Here is a 17574-nt window from a genome sequence, read left to right on the forward strand (position 1 = left end):
AGTGATTCAATCATGCATGCTGTAAGAAAACAACGTCTGTACTTGGTGTTATTCATCGTCGCTTTTGCTTCGATTGCAATTGGCTTAATTGTTTTTGCTTTGCGCGAAAACATTAACCTGTTCTATCCACCTTCTAAAATTGTGTCGGGGGAAGCTCCCGTCAATAAACATATTCGTGCTGGCGGATGTGTGCTTCCAGGTTCGGTGGTTCGGTCTGATGCTGGCTTAGAAGTCGAATTCGCCATTACCGACGGAAACTCACAGGTTAAGGTTTTGTACAGCGGAATCTTGCCTGACTTGTTTGCCGAAGGTGAAGCGGCTGTAGTGAGTGGCGAAGTCACAAAAGATGGTATTTTTAAAGCTTCTCAAGTGTTGGCCAAACATGATGAAAATTATACGCCACCAGAAGTTGCGGATATGGCCGGTGACGGTGTAGAGCATCAAAAGACTTGTGAGGTAATTCCTTATGATTCCTGAGATCGGTCACTTTAGCCTTATTTTGGCGTTATTTTTGTGTATTTTTCTTTCTATAGCGCCGCTCGTTGGTAGTTTTACCGGCCAAACCTTATTAATGCAGTCTTCGCGTTCGCTTGCGACAGGTTTCTTTGTGTTCTGCACGATAGCCTTTATGTGTTTGGCAATAGCCTTCGGTCAAGATGACTTTTCGGTTGCGTACGTTAGCCAAAACTCCAACAGCTTGCTGCCGATCTATTACAAGCTTTGCGCAGTGTGGGGTGGTCATGAAGGATCATTGCTGCTATGGGCTTGGATGTTGTCAGCTTGGACGTTTGCGATCACTCTCTTTAGTCGTAATCTGCCGTTAGAAATGCTCTCCCGCGTTTTATCGGTAATGGGCATGATTGCAGTTGGTTTTTTACTTTTTACTCTATTAACGTCAAATCCGTTTGATCGTCTGTTGCCTGATCAACCCGCAGAAGGGTCGGATTTGAACCCGCTTTTACAAGATCCTGGTTTCATCTTCCATCCACCCATGCTTTACATGGGATACGTCGGATTCTCTGTAGCCTTTGCCTTCGCAATTGCCGCACTAATTGGTGGCCGATTAGATAGCGCGTGGGCACGCTGGTCTCGTCCTTGGACAACGGTGGCTTGGTCTTTTTTAACTTTAGGCATCGCCCTAGGGAGCTGGTGGGCTTATTACGAACTTGGCTGGGGTGGTTGGTGGTTCTGGGACCCCGTCGAAAACGCATCACTGATGCCGTGGCTAGTTGGAACTGCCTTAATCCATTCTCTAGCCGTAACCGAAAAGCGTGGCGTGTTTAAAAGCTGGACGATTTTATTAGCGATATTTGCCTTTTCTTTAAGCTTGCTGGGTACCTTCTTGGTTCGCTCTGGAGTAATTACCTCCGTTCATGCATTCGCTACAGATCCAGCACGGGGAACCTTTATATTAATTTTCTTACTCTTCGCCGTTGGTGGATCTTTATTGCTGTACGCTTTTAGAGCTCCGCAAGTGAAAAGTATCAGTCGTTTTGACGTGTTATCACGAGAAACGCTTTTACTTGGCAACAACGTTTTGTTTGTGGTGATGTCGGCTACTGTGCTGCTGGGTACTTTGTATCCATTGATTGCCGATGCGTTGGGGTGGGGGCGAGTATCGGTTGGGCCTCCTTATTTTAATGCGTTATTTGTGCCTCTAATGGCCATTGTTTGCGTGTTGCTGGGTATTGGTCCTTTGGCGAGCTGGAAAAAATCTCCGCTCAAATACATTCAAAATCTTCTGTTCAAGCCTTTAACCATTAGCGTTATTTTGGGCTTAATCTTTCCGGCCGTGTATGGCGATTCTTACTCAATATCGGCTGCTATTGCGGCGATTTTAGGTATTTGGATTATCGCAACCACTGTGGCTGAAGTGATTCATAAAACACGCAATGCGAGCAGTTTTGTCGCGGGTTTGCGACGTCTGACTCTAAGCTTTTACGGAATGGTATTTGCGCATTTAGGCGTTGCGGTAACGGTTCTTGGCGTCACTCTTAATACCATTTACAGCGAACAAAAAGATGTTCGAATGGACCCCGGCGCTACGGTTGAGGCTGGTGGTTACGAGTTCCTGTTCTACGGCGTTGAACAGGTACCTGGGCCAAACTATACGGCTCAGCGCGGCAAAATTGAAGTGAGCTCAGATGGTAAGGTGCTTGAGATACTTATGCCTGAAAAGCGCAATTATTTTTCGGGCGGTCCTAGCATGACCGAAGCTTCAATAAACTCGAATTTATTCCGAGATATTTATATTGCGCTGGGCGAGCCTCTAACTGGTGGTTCTTGGGCAATGCGAGTTTACTTTAAACCTTTTGTCGCCTGGATATGGCTTGGTTCGGTTTTCATGGCCCTAGGTGGTTTTATGGCAATTGCCGATAAGCGCTACCGTGCTCATGTAAAACGCAAAAATCCAGCGGTCGAGACGGTACAAAGCTCAAGTGCGGATCAAGTCGATACTGATCTCGCCGGAGCAAAAGTCTAAGGCAAATTAAACGTAATGGTTCAATCAATCCACTGTCGATTTTTTACTCGCGGCAGTGGTGGATGGGTAATATTTTGGGCAGATTAAAACTCTTTATACCTTTGGCGGTATTTTTGGTACTGGCGGTATTTTTTTATCGCGGCTTATCTCTTGATCCCACAGAGATGCCAAGCGCTCTGATCGATAAACCGGTTCCTAATTTTTCATTGGCAAATCTAGAAAACCCTGAAAGTAACATCACTCAAAATGACTTGAAGGGTAAACCTTATTTGTTGAATGTTTGGGCTACTTGGTGTGTTGCCTGCCGTCAAGAGCACCCCTATTTGGTAGAGCTTGCGGAACAGGGCGTGAATATTTACGGCATGAACTACAAAGACGACACCGAAGAAGCCAAGCGATGGCTTGCTAGGCTTGGCAATCCTTATTCTATGAACATTGTTGATGATGAGGGTAGGCTGGGTTTGGATTTGGGAGTATTCGGTGCTCCAGAGACCTATGTCGTTGATTCAGAAGGGTTCATCCGTTATAAGCACATTGGTGTTGTTACCAAGGACGTTTGGCAAAGTAAAATCGCGCCTATTTATTCCTCTTTATAATTTCTTTTAGCGACTTATTTTGAGAAGCACAAAACAAGAGCCACACATCTGTGGCTCTTGTTTTATGTACTATTTCATTATCTTTTTATTCCTACCAATTTAATTCTTTTTTATTAGAAATACTTAAATTAACCAGTTTCTATAATTTTATCCTATACAAAATAAAATGTTAGAACGCATATCCAGTGTTGGGTAATTGATGTAGGTAAATAATTCTAATAAAAATTATTCAAGACAGAGAATAAGCATAATTCGACATCCAATACCTTTATGCGAGACCTTTGCGTGAGTAGTCCCGTTAAATACCTGAGAATTTTTTGATTATTTGAAATCCAGGTTTTGCCTGCAACCCCAAAATATCCGTCGTCAATTTGAACGATAATAAACCCCAGAAACTCCAATGATATTGGAAGGCGCATTACCATTTTCTGCACTTAGATTTGGAGAGAGATAAGTGAATTAAAGGTTCCTAAGGCATGTTTGCGATAACATTCCGGGAAGCCTTTGGGTTTGACTTAATAGAAATAGCGAGGAATCGTCTACTCGGTTTTGTTATTACGTGAGCTACTTGGTGATAGTCACGTATTTGAAGAATTAAGGGGGAGTTTAGGCTTTATGATTTAGAGGTTCACGGCGTTTTTTTTACACCGTACCACTGGCATTGCAGGTATGCCAACGACAGTTTGATTTGATGCAACTGGTTTTGTGACAACAGAATTTGCACCTACTCTGACATTATCACCAATCTTTAGTGGCCCAAGAATTTTTGCGCCCGCGCCTACATCTACGTGATATCCAAGCTCTACCTTTCCTGCCAAGGTGACTTGTTGAAAAATCAAACAATTCACACCAATAACCGCATGTGGATGAATCACAATGCCGTTAGGGTGCGGCATTAATAAACCACCACCAATTTGGCAATTAAGATCTATTTCTGCACCGGTAACCACGGTCCAAAATCGGTGACGAAGTACGCAAAACTTCATGAAAAGAGTCGACAGAGCATCGCCTTTCATTTTGAGCTTTTGATAATCCCTTATTGATAAAAGCAATTTGCGACTGGGATCCCAAAAACGTCTGGGTTTTTCTCGATCCCATATTGGCGTCTGCCAATCTACATCATTCTTCACTTTTGAATCCATTTGTCCTACAGCTCCACAGCATGGATAGAGTCTAACATAGTGAGTTTCATAATCGAAAGCTAACAAAAATACCTTGTTAATAATAACGAGTAGCTCACGCTAATTTAAACTGGTATTCAAGTAAGAAAAACGATTAACCTGCGCGGTCTTGAATATTAAAATAACAAGTCGTCTAATATTTCACTCCAAATCTAACCAAACAGCATCGGTTAAAATACTATTAATCGGGCTGTATCAAATCCTTTGGTTCACCGAAAGACCTATAAAAGACAATGTTGTTCATTTCATTTTAGATTTTTAAAGCACTTTTGTGCTTACGTTCTCAGGGTAAAAGTGTTGCAGGTATGGTTTTGTTCAAATAATTAGATTGAATATTAAAAAACATCCGGTGAGCATGTTTACCTAAAGACCTGAGCAGACTCGTTACGGCGCGTGACTTTTTAGAGCTTTAGACAATTATAAATTATTATTTTTTGATACTTCTAAAATCATTCTTAAACTCCCGGCTTGAATGACCGGCAGTTAAACGGGTATTTTTTTTGACGTCGTCTGCTATTTTGACTATACCTTCTAAGTGTCGATGTTTTAATTTATACAACGATTTAGGGCTGCGCCGGATATGACTAAGGCTAATAAAGTGTTGTCCGGGATTGCCGGTATTTGGGGCTCAAAAGATTCATTTGCGAGAACTGAATCTGATTCAGTAATATTAAATGTGCTTTTACAGATTAGTTTTATTTTTGAATCTGAATATGCGTTTGTATGGGATTGCACAGATATTCAAAGCAATGCAGACATCAATAAAATGTCGCTGGTGGGCTCCTCTGTAATAGAGAATGGTATTTTTAAAAAAGTTTTTAATAAAAAAAATGACTTTACAATAAATACAATTTTTTTAGACCGAATGCGTCGCTCTAAATGCATTTCGTTATTATCAAATGAATGTGAAGGTCTAAATTTTCCAGAAAATAAAATCCTCTACGATAGTTACACGTTTTTACCTCTGTTAAATAAAGGCACCATACGATTGATTTTTGTTATGTCTGCGCCTAAAAAAATGGTGGAGCTTAATAATAATCAAGCATTGACTCGGCTTTTTCTTGCCCTGAGGGCTTTCCTTAACGCTTTAAGTACAGATGTTGGGAATCGTTTTTTAGAACAAAATTCCTGGGGAGCGGTACTGCCGCAACTGGAGACGTTTTGTGATTTATTGTTCGACTGTATTGTAGCGTATGACCGAAATGACAAAATATTATTTGTTAACACTCCAGCAGTAGACCTTTTAGGTGCTAGCAAATCAACGCTAGTTAATAAAAACATTGATACATTTATTGGGTCTTTTTTTGAACAGAGAGAGGAATCTTTTCTTCGTAATGAAAAGGATCTTCAGTTGTTGAGTCAGTTGAGTTCGAGTTTCCATGGATTTCAACGCGCCAATATTGTCGCTTATGACGGTTCTAAAGTGGAGGTCGAGGTAAGAAGTTTTCAATTTTGCACAGGGCTCCATATTGTAAGAGGCCTGGCCATGAGAAAGGTCAACGCATTAGCCCTCGCAAATTCCGAATATGAAGTACGCTACTTGCATCAAAAGGCACTGACCAATCTTGCTCCGGTGGGATTAATTCAATTGAACAGTCGCTGGGAGTGCTCTTATGTTAATGATTTTTGGTGTGAATTGTCTCATTTATCACCCGAAGAAAGCGTTCAATTGGGGTGGATTAATGCAATTCATCCAGACGATGTTCGAGAAGCTCTTAATAAATTGAGAAGTGGGTTAAGCAATAGTGGTAGTTATACCTGTAATCTTCGGTTGCAGTCTCCCCTAGGCACGATCATTTGGGCACGTATAGATGCCCGATGCTTAATTTCAGAATACGGAGAGGTTAGCGGTGTAATTCTCAGCGCCCAAGACATCACTGACAATTTGCGCAAAGAGAAAAAACTAAAAGATATTGCCGAACGAGATCAGTTAACAGGTTTAGTTAATCGAAGCTTTTTTCATGATCGACTTGAGGTCGCAATTCAAGGAATACACCGTTATGGCATGGTTGGTCTTTTTTTTATTGATTTAGATAAGTTTAAATCAATTAACGACACTTTCGGACACGAAACAGGAGATCGGCTTTTAAAAGAAGTGGCGAAACGCTTGACCAGTTCATTACGACGAGTCGATACTATATCGCGTTTGGGGGGAGATGAGTTTACGGTAATTCTTACCAATCTACACAATCCACAATCCATCAATTCTACCGCAGAAAAACTAATTTCTACCTTTAACTCCCCGTTCATTTTGGGTGATAGAACAATCTATGTAACTTGTAGTATTGGTATTGCCGTTGGTGACAGCGCTAATGTAAACGCAGTTACGTTGGTGCGTCAGGCAGATGCTGCTTTGTATAAAGCTAAGAATGCTGGTAGAAATCAATTTCGATTTTATACCGCAGAACTGGATAAGGATGCAGCGACGTTATTGTATTTAAAACAAAGCTTAAAAGAAAATCCTACGGGAGACTTTAAAGTTTTATATCAACCTCAAATAGATGTGCTCTCAAATAAAATAGTAGGCGTAGAAGCACTGGCGCGTTGGTCATTAAAAGGTGTAGAGCCTATTTCGCCAGATGTCTTCATTCGAATTATCGAAGATTCCGGACTGATTGATGAGTTTTCACGGTGGTTGTTTGAAGCTGTGTTTTATGAATTATCTCTTTGGATCTCAAAATCTCTCGCCGTTGATAATATTAAAATATCCATAAACATATCAGCAAAACAATTGAGAAATTCAGACCTTGTTACCGTGTTAACGGCGTTATGTGATAAATATAAATTTAACAGTAATGTTTTTACACTCGAAGTAACGGAGACGGCTTTAATTGACGATCCTGAACAGGCAAGCCGAGTTTTATTCGATCTGTCTCAAGCCGGTTTTACGATTGCATTGGACGATTTCGGTACCGGATATTCCTCGCTCTCTCACCTGCGTACAATGCCTTTAGATTATGTCAAGATCGATAAGAGTTTTATAAAAGACGTTGTACACGATGAAGAAGATGCCAAGATCGTTAAGGCCATTTTATCTTTGGCGAAGGCTTTAGGAATTGGAGTGGTCGCGGAAGGTGTTGATCAACTTAATATTAAAAATTGGTTAGAATATAACGAATGTTTTTTACAGCAAGGTTTCTATTTTTCTGAACCCATTACCAGTCAAGAGTTGATTGAACATTGGTTGTTGTAAAAATGTATTTGAGTACTTTCTGAGTAAAAACAATTATTGCTGATTAATATAGGAAATATTAAATTTTTAGAAATAATGTTGTGTAAAAATTCAGAAATGCAACAAAAAATATATTTTTTATAACTGGCTGACTGGTAGTTGAGCTTCAATAATTATTTTTAAAAAATTGTAGACTGGTATTCACGATGATGTATCTGAGTTAGTATAGCGGCTAATAATGCTTCAATAATAACTGTTAGTTTGACGCATAATTATACATTATCCCGTGAAATAACCTATGAGCGAGCAATTTGAAAATAGCTGTGCATTTGCGCAGCCTTCTTATTATGTGGGTATTGGCGCATCCGCCGGCGGTTTAGAGGCGCTAGCTGAATTTTTTAGTCATTTACCTGAAGGTACAGATGCGGCGTTTATTGTTGTTCAGCATCTTTCGCCTGATTTTAAAAGTATGATGCCTGAGCTTCTCTCTAAGCATACCTCTATGCCTATTTATCAAGTTGCCGATGGCGTAACCGTCGAAGCTAACTGCATCTACTTAATTCCACCTCGTAAGAATATGTTGGTCGCCGAAGGTAAGTTACTTTTATCAGATCAGATGCCGGGTGGACACCCGCACATGCCAATCGATATATTTCTACGTTCTTTAGCAGAAGACCAACAAGATCGAGCCATTGGTATTATTTTGTCGGGTACAGGTAGTGATGGTACCCGCGGTATTAAAGCACTCAAAGAGTCCGGAGGTTTGGTTATTGTCCAAGAGCCGGGTTCTGCAAAGTTTGATGGTATGCCTATCAGTGCTTGTAATACGGGTCTTGCGGATATGTCCTTGCCACCTCAGCAAATGGGGCAGAGCATCTTAAAATTTATTCGTCACCCATCTATTTCCGGTGAAGGCACAGCCGTGCGTTTACCCATATCCTCAAATGACGACACTCTTGATGAAATATTTAAGTTGTTACGTAGTCAGTCTTCTATTAATTTTTCTCAATATAAAGCTTCTACTGTTGCGCGTCGAATAGAAAGGCGACTGGGTATTAATCAGTTAACTTCATTAGACGCTTATCTTCGGTTATTAATCGATTCGCCAAGAGAATTACAAATTTTAAGTCGTGAATTACTAATTGGCGTGACTCGGTTCTTTCGCGACGACGATGCTTATAAAAATTTAATACAACAGGTGATTCCAAAGGTTGTTGAAAGTCATAAAAACAAACGGGAAGGTATTCGACTGTGGGTGGCTGGTTGTTCCACCGGTGAAGAAGCCTATTCACTGGCTATTTTAATTGATGAAGAAATTAATCGCAAAAACCTAAATTGTACAGTAAAAATTTTTGCCACCGATGTTGATGAAGAGGCAATTGCAGAGGCAAGCTCTGGTGTTTATTCCGCCGACATCACTCAGGATATTAGTCTTGAGCGATTAGAAAAATATTTTGAACATGAAGATACATCTTATGTAGTTTCCCCCAAGCTTCGGCAAATGGTTATTTTTGCTGTACATAACATGATTGAAGACCCACCGTTTTCGAATATCGATTTGGTGAGCTGTCGTAATGTGTTGATTTATTTTCAACATTCTACCCAAAAGAAAGTGCTGGCCTCGTTATATTTTGCGTTAAAGCCAAACGGTTATTTGTTTCTTGGTTCGTCAGAATCGTTGGGTGATTTGCAATCACATTTCGAACCTATCAATGAACGTGCACGTACATTTATGAAAATCAGTAACATGCGCGTCCCCATAGGTAATACTCCTCCGAATTTGGGCGTTAATCACCCCAGTACCGAAACACGAGTAATGCCACCGATTTCAAATATATTAAAAACCGTTCGAGTTGGGGCAAAAAATGGACTTAATTCTGTCCTAGAAAGATTGGTAGAGGAGTATGCTCCTGATTGCATCGTTTTAAACAGCAGTTTTGAAGCGATACACGTTTACGGTGATGTTAGTGAATACACCAAGGGCATTCGTCCGGGTAAAATCAGTAATAATATTAAAGATATTATTGTTGATGATTTAAGTGTGGCGGTTTCTACCGCGCTGTATCGGTGTGAAAGAAACGACGGCGATGTATATTATAAAGATGTCATGATGCATGCCGACAGCGATAACTCTATATCGGTCGATTTGTCCGTTTTTACGGTGAAAGAGGGCGAGTACAGTTCATCGCCTCGCTATTATATTGTTCAGTTTATTAGCGGTGAATTAGAGCCAACCCCTAAGTCCAAAAAAATTTCCTTTGATGCTTTTGAGCAATCTCGTCAACGTATTCTTGATCTTGAAAACGAACTTATCAAAAAGCAAGAAAATCTTCAGGTAACGGTAGAAGAATTAGAAACTACCAACGAAGAGCTGCAATCTGCTAATGAGGAGTTGATGTCTGCCAATGAGGAGCTTCAAAGTACCAATGAAGAGCTTCAGTCGGTAAACGAAGAACTTTATACTGTTAACAGTGAATATCAGCAGAAAATTATTGAGCTGGTTAAAGCCAATGAAGATCTGGATAGCGTAGTAAATGCTACCAAGGTTGGTATTATCTTTTTGGACGAACAGCTTGCTATTCGTCGATTTACGCCATTTTCTGCGCAATACATTAATTTGCGTGTTACCGATCTAGGTCGTCCGTTCCATCATTTGTCGTACGACTTAAATTACGACAATTTTTTTGCTGACGTCGCAAATGTTATCGCCGGCGGGCAAGAAATTGAAAAAACCGTTGTCAGTAAATTGGGTAAAGATATTCTAATTCGTATTTTGTCTTATCATTCCGAATCTGAGCGCCAAAAATCCGGGGTATTAATTACCTTAACCGATATTTCTCGACAAAAATTTATGGAGAAATCTCTGCTCGAAACCCAGCATAAAATACGTGAATATTTTAAAGGTTCGTCTCGTCCAAATAAACGCATTGGCGGCGACAATGATTTAAAAATATTGGTCATTGATGATGACGAAGTCGATCAAATGGCCGTGGTTAAATTACTTCGAAAAATTCCCAGTCGTCGGCATCAGGTTGCAGTTGCTTCAGACATAGAAGAAGGTTTATTGGCCATAGAATCTAATAATATCGACGTATGTATTGTTGATTATTTGTTGAGTAATCACACGGCGAAAGAGTTTGTTGATGCGCTGGTGTCTAAAGGTTTAAAAACCCCTGTCATAGTGCTTTCTAGTTATGCCGAGCAAGGATTAGATTCAGAGTTTTTAAATTCGGCGGTATACGATTTTTTGAGTAAAGATGATCTTTCGGGGCAATTATTACAACGCAGCATGGATTACGTATTAGAACGCCAAAAACTTCAGGATGTATTGGAAGATATAGGAATCTAATTGTTGTCGTATTTTCTATCAAAATGGCTCAAGTGATTCTTAGGCCATGTGAATTTAAAAATACACCCGGTCTTTTCTGGTGTCTCGTCTGAATTTTGTTCGGGCGGGATTGGTTTTACAGATAAATTATAATCACTGTTTAACGCATTGACATTGACTATCAGTTCATGTGCGGGTTTTCGTTTTGTCTCTAATACTCCGATATTCTCAAAACTAAGTTTTCCTCCTGCGAATTCAACCAGTTTTTTGGCCAAGGTCAATCCCATTCCACTGCCTTCAACCTTGTCTTTAGATTGTAGTTTTTGAAACATTTTAAAAATACGTTCTTTGTGACGCTCTGGTATTCCCGGACCATTATCGATAATTTTGAATTCGTGAAACCATTTCGAACTATTGTATTCAATGTGTACGGTGGGTGTGTTAACCGTATTATGCTTTATAGCGTTTTCGATTAAATTTCTTAGCACTTGCTCAAGTGGCGTTTTTATGGAATAGACAATCGGCAATTGGCCTTTAATGGTTAGTGTGACTTTCGAATTGTTGCCTTTAACTAAGTCAAATATATTTTTAATGATTTCTGTTAAGTTAATTTGTGTGATTTCTTCTTCTAGATTTTTATTGACTCTTGAGTAATCAAGTAGGTCGTCGAGTAGCTGCTCCATGCGGTTTATTCGCGCATTCATTAACTCAATATTTTTTTCCACGGAGTCTGGGAGTGTTTCAAATTCGGTTTTAATATCTTCCGCAATCCAACTTGCCAGCTGTTTAACGCCTCGCAATGGTGATTTAAGATCGTGCGATGCGACATAAGCAAAGGTTTCTAATTCTTGGTTTGAGGTTTGTAGTTGCGACTCTTTAGTTTTTTCATCGGTGACATCTAAGGCTGTACCTAAAACTCGGTAAGCGACATCACTGGTATCTTTGAATAATCGCGCAGAAAGGTTAATAAATTTTATTTTATTATTATCGCTATTGGTAATTCTGAATGTTGAGGTCTTTAAGTGATCGGTTTCGATCAATCGATCAAAGAATTCTTGAAATTTTTCTCTATCGTCTTTGTGGATAATTTCTTTCCAAGTTTCGAGTTTTGCCGGTGGAGCTTGCTGATCCAAACCATGAATCAGTGTCATTTCTGGGCTCCAAATTAAATTGTTCTTATTTAATTCCCAAGTCCAGATTCCGATTTGCGCATTTTGTATAGCAAGTTCATTGACTTCAACCGAGCGTTTTAATTTCTCGTGCAATATTTCCAGTTCTTGCCTTGCTTCCATTAACGGCGTGACATCTGAGTGGGAGCCAAACATACGAATAGGCTCGCCTTTATCATTGAAGCTGGCAAATCCTCGGCAGCGAATCCAAACGGTTCCGCCATTTTTGTGTTTATAACGTACGATTTGATCGTAAGGGTTGTTTGGATCAGCGATGTGCTTGTGATAGTTGTCTAAAACCTTGTCTAGGTCTTCTTGGAAAATATTAGCTTGCCACCATTCGGGGGAATTTTTTATTTCTGAATCGTTATAACCAAATGTTTCTTTAAATTTTGGGCTTAGCCATTCGTTATCAGGTTTTTCTATATCCCAATACCACATACCGTCCATTGAGCCTTGTTCAAGCAGTTGAATTAACTCTTTTTTTCCACCAAATAATTCGTATAGCTCTTTTTTTAAGTATTCGCTTTGATCTTCATCACTCATGGTTATGCTCAAATAGACCTGATAATTCAAAATTTATAGGAAACTCTAATTAACCCAGAGTTTCCGGTGACACAAGGATGTGTCGCCAATTTCAAGAACGGTAAGTGATTGAAATTGTGAAGAAATTGGAAATCGCATTTTCAATTTCTGCGCTCTGATTAAATCATCGATGAGTTAGTCAGAGGTTCCTATAGTAGTAAAAGATAATAACGCTTGTAGGCTGCAAGAAAATCGGGTGTTATTCTGTTAAATATAGTCGTTTTGAGCAATTTTCAGTGACGCGATACAAAAAATTTAAAGCTATTTACACAGAATGTTTTTGGATCTAGCTCGGTATTTTAAATCCAATTTTTACATGTCTAGTATTATTGAGTATCCCGACTTATTTTTACCGTATGATTTATGGTCATGCCATTATGTAAACTGAGTTCTACTGTTGGTAAGCTATTGATGTAACATGGTTTTTATTTGCGTTAAAGGTACGATTTTCTGCTGTAACCGTTAAAGTGTCAATCAGTAGGTTTTAATAATATACTTTGCTTTTTTAAGACTTTTAATGTTAATTGATTTATCGATAAAATCCACTGTTCCTATGGAAAACTCTGATTAATCTAGAGTTTTCAGCGACACAAGGATGTGTCGCCGATTTCATGAACAGTAAGTGATTGAAATTGTGAAGAAATTGGAAATCGCATTTTCAATGTCTGTCCTGATTAGGTCATGGATGAGTTAATCAGTGGTTCCGAGAATTAGTAACTAAATTTTTATTCATATTATTTAAATGTCTTACGGCGGTATGCATGCGGGGCGCACCCATCAATATTTTGTTGGTCGAAGACGACATTGTTGATAAAGAGATGTTTCTTCGAACTCTAAAGAAAAATACGATTACTAATCCTTTAATTATTGCTAGCAACGGTGAAGAGGCTGTGGAGATTCTATCGACTCGTTTGTTAGATAAACCTCTGTTAATTATTTTGGATTTAAACATGCCCAGAATGACTGGGTTGGAGTTCTTACACGAATTGCGACTGGATAATCACTATGCTGACAGCGTCGTGTTTGTGATGACAACCTCGGCTGCGAGTTCCGATAAAAAAGCAGTTTCGGCCTATGATATTGCCGGCTTTTTGGTGAAATCTGAAATGGGTGAGCAGTTTTCCAATGTGTTTAGTTCATTGCTGTGCTATTTCGATATTATCGATTTAGAGGAAGGTCAAAAAGCGATCGTTTTAAAGGCGCCTAAAACCTAGAGTTTGAAGAGAGCTTTCTCTGACGATATTTTAGAGCAGTAATCGACAGTCTTAATTAAATTCTAGATGGTAGAAGGTTTATCTTAAGGAACCTCTGATTAACTCATCCTTGATTTAATCAGAGGGAAGAAATTGAAAATGTGATTTCCAATTTCTTCACAATTTCAATCACTTACAGTTCTTGAAATTGGCGACACATCCTTGTGTCGCGAGAAACTCTAGGTTAATCAGAGTTTCCTTAACATCAACGATGGTTACTGATTTTACTCATAATCCATGATTGAAGATTTGAATAAATTGAAATCCTCAGTGAATCTTAGAATTATTTTCACTCTTTGCTGATTATATTTTTGCTGATTTGTTTAACTCTATCGATCATAGGTAATCAGTTTTATAAAGCAGGGATAAAAAAAGGCGAGCAGATGCTCGCCTTTTTCGAGTTTATAACGTAGTTATCTTAGTTTGGACAGATACTTACGTCATCGATACCACACTCAATCAAGTCACCCGCCGCGGTGCCATCAGAACATTGCGAGCGAATCACAACGTTTGAGCCTGCAGGGATGGTTCTTGTGGCAGTTTGCCAAGCAGCGTTGGAGGCTGTGTCACCATTGCTTGCTAAGGTTTGGAAGGTAACACCGCCGTCTGTAGATACTTCTAAACGGAAGAAGTCGCCTGCATCACCACCGGTATCACGCTGACCGTGGAAGTAAGATACCGACAAGGTTGACGAACTTGGCACTGAGTAGTTTGGTGATTCAGCAATACAGTTACCGCCATCAACATCGTTCACACCAGCAGACGTGTTGGTTGCAGTAAAGATTGCGTTGACACCGCTGTTAGCCCCGCCTACTTGGGTAATTACGCCGCCGTTGATGATTTCGGTTGGCGTGCCCAATACGTAGGTTCCGGTCGCACAAGTTGATTGTGCTGAGTTGCTCCAACCGCCTGCGCCGCTTTCAAAGTCATCATCAACAACACAGTTTGCAGTGGGTGGTGGAGGTGGTGGCGGAGTAGTTGCACCAGTAGCACAGAAGAGCACTCGATCTACGCCCGCTTCAATTAGGTCACCGCCAGCGGCACCATCGGTAGCACGAACTCGTAATTGAATGTTACCTGGGTTATTAATTACCGAGCTGGCCGGGGTCCATGCAGCATTGCTAACAACGTCACCGATGCTAACCATGGTGTCAACTACAGCACCGTTATTAAGAACTTCAATGGTGAATCCATCAGCTGCGTCATCGCCGCCGTCGCGTTGACCGTGGAAGTAAGATAGGTCAATTTCGACTGCACTTAAGCCACTTAAGTTAACCGATGGCGAGAAGGTTTCACACACGCCGCCATCAACATCGACTGTACCCGCTGCACTGTTTGGTTGGGTGAACCAAGCATTTGAGCCACTAAACGCGCCACCAACTTGAGTGGTTACACCGCCATCGGTAACAAGGTTTGGAGTACCCAATGCAAATGCACCTGTGGTACAGGTGTTTGAACCCGTAAACCAGCCGTCTGCACCGGTTTCAAAGTCGGCAATGTATACCGGTTGTGAGCCATCAGAACACTGCACAACAGGTGGTGGAGTATTGTTACATTGTGCTGGAAGTGCAAAGCCGTTGGTTGGGTTGGTGCTGTTTGAGCCACCTGAGACTGCATCTACACCTAAACCGTAAGCTGCGAACGCACCCCAAACGGTACACACGTCTTCGCCGCTAAAGCTATTGGTTACCGCAGAAATGATACCGTCACGAGCGTTAACAAAGGTTGGCGAACAAGCGGTGTTTTTCAAGCCTTCGTTCACATAGAACAACGCACGTTTGTTACCCGCTTCGTTTGGATCGTTGATATCGAAGTTGATCAAGTCTGACTCATAACCGTGTGCATCAACCAATGCCCAGTAAACTTCCCAAAGCGCTTGTGCCCAAACAGAACCCACGCCGTGAGGAATAATGGCACCACGAACGGATTCGTAGGTGTAGTTGTTCACAGAAGGATCGGTACTGTATTGCTGCGGACGAATGGTGCCGTCTTGCGGTAGAGCGAATAGATAGGCGCCTATACCACGAGCATCTGTGGCTTGGTCGGTTGCTCTTGCGGTGTAGACAAGACCAAACCAGTCACTCCAGCCTTCGCCACCTTGCTGAGAGTTGTTCAAACAACTGGAATTGCTTGGTCCGCCCACTTGGCGAGTTGAAATACCGTGACCGTATTCGTGGGTAATTACACCGTTATCAAGATCACCGTCGCGAGAAGGGCTACCTTCGTTACACAAAAACATTTGCATACGAGGGTTGCTACCATCAGCTGGCGTAGAGAAGTTGGCGTTACAGTTAGAACCGCCTGCTGCGTTGTCTTGAGCTTCTGCGTTAACAGAGTCAGAACCGGCGCCGCCGAGACCAAAGTTATTCTCTTGGAAGTTACCACCTTGTTCATCGAAACCGTATTGATATTGGATATCGTGAATAATGTTGTTCCAATAGAACAAGTTAGTGATTGCTGCGTTCAGTGAGTTTACCGGATCTGTGGTGAGATTTAATGGGAAATCACATACTTGACCCGCTGCGCAAGCTACTTCTGGCGTATCACACGCATTGTTTCCGTTTCGATCGGCACAGGCATGGGCGTTATTACCGACCATGATATTTGTGCCTGCATTAAACCAGCCGTTTGGAGATGCGTTAGGATCTTCTGGGTTAACCACAAGTACGCGAGCGTCATTTGGTGGTAATGGTGTGGTGTGAATTGGACTTTCTACAGGTTCTGGATAGACACGGAATGTAGCGTCTTTTGTTAAATCAAAGCTGGTTAATAGCGCACCGGTTTCTGCATCAATGGTAACGTCTGGCCATGCGTGATCCATTTTAAATTGGAAATTCCACGCAAGGGTTACGTTGCCCGGTGTTACAGGAACCAATACCAAACTGGCTTTAATGGGATCTGGTGACAATTGCGCTTGGGCAATCATTACCGAAGATTGAGCATCTGCTAGAGATTCCATAACAGCCGGATCAGCTGATAAAGGTACGTTTAATTCACGAGCAGCAGCGCTAACCGCGGCTTGAGCATTAATAGCAGGTGTCATGGTTTTTACAGAAGAGGCTAGGTTGGGAATAAAATCATTATTCACCATACTGATTTCGCCAGCTTTTGTAACGTGTACTTGCATTTGTCCGTTATAAACCGGAACACCTTGCAAGTTTTGCTCGAAATAAAAGTGCGTAACACCGCTTATAGATTCGACAACATCGGTAATTTTCATACCGCGCAAATCGTTTGCGGTTAAACCTAATACATCAATATTACCGTTAATAAACGCTCGCGCTACTGCTTGAGGGTTTTGCGCGCCCTTGCTTGGTAAGGTTAAATTTCCTGTTGCGTTTGCTAATGTACGCGTTGCCCCAAAAGCAGAAAAGGTCGCAGAAATATCTGGATTGACCTGACGCATTGCGTTAATGGCCTGCATTTGTGCAGTGTTTGGTGCACGCAATGCTGCCAAAGGTACGTTAGTGGGTCTGTTGTCGATATCACGACTGAATTGAGTTTGCCCAATTTGAGCATCAACCGTAGTCGACAAACCTAATGCTAAAAGCGGTGCAGTTAGCAAAGGAAGATATTTTTTCTTAAACATAGAAGAATTATTTTTCCCGCTCGATTTTTTGTAAGTCACAAACACCTCCAAGGCAGTGGCAGTGTGAGGATGAAACCTGACTTTTTTTACTTATTCGATAAATATCGAAACGCTTTAAAAACAACATAAAGCTTGGTCAGGATATTCCTATTCATAGCACCCACAATTACTGAGTTATGAATTATTTTAAGCTCGGTTTGTTCTCTAGAAAGTTGATAA

9 protein-coding genes are annotated in these 17574 nt (G+C 40.9%); 6 read left to right on the plus strand and 3 right to left on the minus strand.

Going from position 1 to position 17574, the window contains the following annotated elements; all coding sequences use genetic code 11:
• Positions 1–12 precede the first annotated feature (12 nt).
• The 3 genes from ccmE to ACYQ28_RS17595 all read left to right on the plus strand — a co-directional run bounded on the left by ccmE (position 13) and on the right by ACYQ28_RS17595 (position 3078).
• Positions 13–477: a cytochrome c maturation protein CcmE gene (ccmE, locus tag ACYQ28_RS17585; RefSeq protein WP_460052362.1), complete on the plus strand. Its 465-nt coding sequence runs from the start codon at positions 13–15 to the stop codon at positions 475–477.
• A complete protein-coding gene (locus tag ACYQ28_RS17590; protein WP_460052363.1) occupies positions 467–2482 on the plus strand; it encodes a heme lyase CcmF/NrfE family subunit in 2016 nt (671 codons plus the stop codon). Before ccmE ends, ACYQ28_RS17590 begins: the two co-directional genes overlap by 11 nt.
• Before the next feature lie 62 nt (positions 2483–2544).
• Positions 2545–3078 carry a DsbE family thiol:disulfide interchange protein gene (locus tag ACYQ28_RS17595; RefSeq protein WP_460052364.1) on the plus strand — a complete coding sequence of 178 codons (534 nt, stop codon included), beginning with the start codon at positions 2545–2547 and terminating at the stop codon, positions 3076–3078.
• A 620-nt stretch (positions 3079–3698) separates the two neighbouring features.
• Here ACYQ28_RS17595 and ACYQ28_RS17600 read toward each other — a convergent pair.
• Complete coding sequence (locus ACYQ28_RS17600) at positions 3699–4208, minus strand: serine acetyltransferase (RefSeq protein ID WP_460052366.1); 510 nt, start codon at positions 4206–4208, stop codon at positions 3699–3701.
• A 631-nt stretch (positions 4209–4839) separates the two neighbouring features.
• Between ACYQ28_RS17600 and ACYQ28_RS17605 the strand changes: the two genes are divergently transcribed.
• Together ACYQ28_RS17605 and ACYQ28_RS17610 are read left to right on the plus strand one after the other, a co-directional pair.
• Positions 4840–7452 carry a sensor domain-containing protein gene (locus tag ACYQ28_RS17605; RefSeq protein WP_460052367.1) on the plus strand — a complete coding sequence of 871 codons (2613 nt, stop codon included), beginning with the start codon at positions 4840–4842 and terminating at the stop codon, positions 7450–7452.
• 277 nt (positions 7453–7729) lie between these two features.
• Complete coding sequence (locus tag ACYQ28_RS17610; protein WP_460052369.1) at positions 7730–10780, plus strand: CheR family methyltransferase; 3051 nt, start codon at positions 7730–7732, stop codon at positions 10778–10780.
• On the opposite strand, the gene ACYQ28_RS17615 is transcribed toward ACYQ28_RS17610, so the two are convergent.
• Positions 10777–12474: a PAS domain-containing sensor histidine kinase gene (locus ACYQ28_RS17615; RefSeq protein WP_460052370.1), complete on the minus strand. Its 1698-nt coding sequence runs from the start codon at positions 12472–12474 to the stop codon at positions 10777–10779. The genes ACYQ28_RS17610 and ACYQ28_RS17615 overlap by 4 nt on opposite strands.
• 800 nt (positions 12475–13274) lie before the next feature.
• Here ACYQ28_RS17615 and ACYQ28_RS17620 point away from each other — a divergent pair.
• A complete protein-coding gene (locus ACYQ28_RS17620) occupies positions 13275–13727 on the plus strand; it encodes a response regulator (protein ID WP_460052372.1) in 453 nt (150 codons plus the stop codon).
• 457 nt (positions 13728–14184) lie between these two features.
• On the opposite strand, the gene ACYQ28_RS17625 is transcribed toward ACYQ28_RS17620, so the two are convergent.
• Positions 14185–17394, minus strand: a complete 3210-nt coding sequence (locus ACYQ28_RS17625) for an extracellular metalloproteinase (protein ID WP_460052374.1) — start codon at positions 17392–17394, stop codon at positions 14185–14187.
• Positions 17395–17574 lie beyond the last annotated feature (180 nt).

The sequence above is a fragment of the Sessilibacter sp. MAH1 genome, from assembly GCF_054658315.1.

What these genes read in the sequence shown, in the direction of transcription:
- ACYQ28_RS17595 (WP_460052364.1), top strand. Translation starts at nt 2,545, where the DNA reads ATGGGTAATATTTTGGGCAGATTAAAACTCTTTATACCTTTGGCGGTA.
- ACYQ28_RS17615 (WP_460052370.1), bottom strand. Translation starts at nt 12,474, where the DNA reads ATGAGTGATGAAGATCAAAGCGAATACTTAAAAAAAGAGCTATACGAA.
- ACYQ28_RS17605 (WP_460052367.1), top strand. Translation starts at nt 4,840, where the DNA reads ATGACTAAGGCTAATAAAGTGTTGTCCGGGATTGCCGGTATTTGGGGC.
- ACYQ28_RS17610 (WP_460052369.1), top strand. Translation starts at nt 7,730, where the DNA reads ATGAGCGAGCAATTTGAAAATAGCTGTGCATTTGCGCAGCCTTCTTAT.
- ACYQ28_RS17590 (WP_460052363.1), top strand. Translation starts at nt 467, where the DNA reads ATGATTCCTGAGATCGGTCACTTTAGCCTTATTTTGGCGTTATTTTTG.
- ccmE (WP_460052362.1), top strand. Translation starts at nt 13, where the DNA reads ATGCATGCTGTAAGAAAACAACGTCTGTACTTGGTGTTATTCATCGTC.
- ACYQ28_RS17620 (WP_460052372.1), top strand. Translation starts at nt 13,275, where the DNA reads ATGCGGGGCGCACCCATCAATATTTTGTTGGTCGAAGACGACATTGTT.